This window comes from Endozoicomonas sp. ALE010, from assembly GCF_049310165.1.
In the GTDB taxonomy this organism is placed as follows: Bacteria; Pseudomonadota; Gammaproteobacteria; order Pseudomonadales; family Endozoicomonadaceae; genus Endozoicomonas.
The window spans coordinates 1-2,357 of sequence record NZ_JBLYNV010000166.1 but is presented as its reverse complement, the minus strand read 5'-3'; the positions used below and the strand labels follow the sequence as shown (position 1 = coordinate 2,357).

2 protein-coding genes are annotated in these 2,357 nt (G+C 50.1%); both read right to left on the bottom strand.

The window, feature by feature from the left end; genetic code table 11:
* Positions 1-196: 196 nt before the first annotated feature.
* Positions 197-1,372, bottom strand: coding sequence for a vWA domain-containing protein (locus ACO6UY_RS24460; RefSeq protein WP_422491649.1), 1,176 nt, complete (start codon positions 1,370-1,372; stop codon positions 197-199).
* 18 nt (positions 1,373-1,390) lie between these two features.
* Positions 1,391-2,230, bottom strand: coding sequence for an AAA family ATPase (locus tag ACO6UY_RS24455; protein WP_269675925.1), 840 nt, complete (start codon positions 2,228-2,230; stop codon positions 1,391-1,393).
* Between the last annotated feature and the right edge of the window lie 127 nt (positions 2,231-2,357).

Sequence of the window (2,357 nt, the reverse complement as noted above, 5' to 3'; positions counted from 1 at the left end):
CATAGCTACGGCTATGCTCCCTCCGTTGTGCCTCGCATAGCACCTGCCCAAGTAGCCAGAAATATATGATTCCATATGGCCAGCTACTTAACATTCGAATGGTGAAGAGTAATGAATCATTCAGAAACTCTTACTGATACACTCTTACCTAATCGGACTGTTTGACACGAAAATCGTTCCCTCTTTAAAAAATTATTTATCCAGCAAGATAGCCCATTGCCTCTTCCAGGCCATTAATGGTCAGCGGGAACATTTTGCCTTCCATCTGCTCATCAATCAGTCGTGTTGATGAGGTATATTGCCAGGCATGTTCCGGGGAGGGGTTCAGCCATGCGACCCGGTCAAAGTGCGCTTTCAGCCGTGACATCCAGACCTGACCGGCCTCTTCATTGAAATGTTCGACACTGCCGCCGGGTGAGGTAATTTCATAGGGAGACATAGCGGCGTCGCCCACAAAAATCACCCGGTAATCCTTGCCGTAGCGGTGAATCACATCCCAGAGGCTGATGCGCTCCTGCTGGCGACGACGGTTATCCTGCCAGACACTTTCATAGAGATAGTTATGGAAGTAATAGAACTCAAGGTGTTTAAACTCGGTTCGGCAGCAGGCAAACAACTCCTCACACAGGCGAACGTAATCGTCCATTGAGCCGCCAATATCCATGAACAGCAGCACTTTCACGGCATTATGGCGTTCAGGCACCATCTTGATATCCAGCATACCCTTGCTGGCGGTTGAGCGGACGGTATCGTCAAGATCCAGCTGGTCTGCTGCCCCCTGGCGGGCAAAGCGGCGTAATCGGCGCAGTGCCATTTTCATATTGCGGCTGCCGAGTTGCTCGTTATCATCCAGGTTTTTAAACTCCCGCTTATCCCAGACTTTGGTGGCTTTACGGTGTCTGGATTGATCCTGACCAATCCGAATGCCGGAAGGGTTATAGCCATAAGCGCCAAACGGTGAGGTTCCGCCGGTGCCAATCCATTTATTACCGCCCTGGTGACGACTTTTCTGTTCCTCCATTCTCTGTCGGAATGTATCGAGTAATTCCTGGAGGTTTTTCATGCCCTGGATGTTTGCCTTGTCATCATCGGACAACTGTCGGATAAACGCCTGCCTTAACCATTCTTCAGGTATCAGTGCTTCCAGTATGTCATCCATGGCGTCAAGGTCGTTGAAAAAAGCCTGGCAGGCTTTATCAAACTTGTCGTAATGCCTTTCATCCTTGACCAGAATGGTTCGCGCTAACTGGTAAAAGCCTTCCTGATCGGCGTAGATCAGTTTTGCATCCACTGCTGCCAGCAGGTCGAGATATTCCCGGGTGGTGGCAGGTACACCAAATGCCCGGACGGTTGCAAAAAAATTGGTCAGCATGGTGAGTCCTCAGGCCGGTTAACCGCGTCGGCTCATAAAGGCCAGCCGTTCCAGCAGATGGACATCCTGCTCATTTTTCACCAGCGCTCCATGCAGCGGGGGAATGGCACTTCTGGTATCACGGTTTTGAAGAATATCTGCCGGGATATCGTCGGAATTGAGCAGTTTCAGCCAGTCGATCAGCTCGGAAGTCGAGGGCTTCTTCTTGAGACCGGGGATCTCCCTGAGTTCGAAAAATACCTGAAGGGCCTCATCGACCAGTTTTTTCTGCAGGTCAGGAAAGTGTACCCGGACAATTTCCCTCATGGTTTCTGCATCAGGAAAGCTGATGTAATGAAAGAAGCAGCGTCTTAAAAACGCATCGGGCAGCTCTTTCTCGTTGTTACTGGTGATAATGACTATAGGGCGTTGTCGGGCTTTTATCTGTTGTTGGGTCTCGTAAACATTGAACTCCATCTTGTCCAGCTCTTGCAGCAGGTCATTGGGGAATTCAATATCTGCCTTGTCTATCTCATCGATCAGCAAAACCGACTGCTGGTCTGACTCAAAGGCTTCCCAGAGTTTGCCTTTGACAATGTAATTGCTGATATCGTGCACCCGCTCATCACCCAGTTGCGAGTCTCGAAGGCGGGATACCGCATCGTATTCGTAGAGCCCCTGCTGGGCCTTGGTGGTGGATTTGATATGCCATTGCAGCAGCTCTTTGCCCAGGGAACGGGCCACCTGCTCTGCCAGCATGGTCTTGCCGGTGCCGGGTTCTCCTTTAATAAGGAGAGGGCGTTGTAACGTTACGGCAGCATTGACGGCCATTTTCAGGTCATCGGTAGCGATATACTGGTCGGTACTTTCAAAGCTCATAAGGCAGTTATCTTCTTTTTATTCTGGAATACGCAATAAGTAGCTGGCCATATGAAATCATATATTTCTGGCTACTTGGGCAGGTGCTATGCGAGGCACAACGGAGGGAGCATAGCCGTAGCTATGT

Coding starts and splice junctions, on each gene's coding strand:
- ACO6UY_RS24460 (WP_422491649.1), bottom strand. CDS start 1,372: ATGCTGACCAATTTTTTTGCAACCGTCCGGGCATTTGGTGTACCTGCC.
- ACO6UY_RS24455 (WP_269675925.1), bottom strand. CDS start 2,230: ATGAGCTTTGAAAGTACCGACCAGTATATCGCTACCGATGACCTGAAA.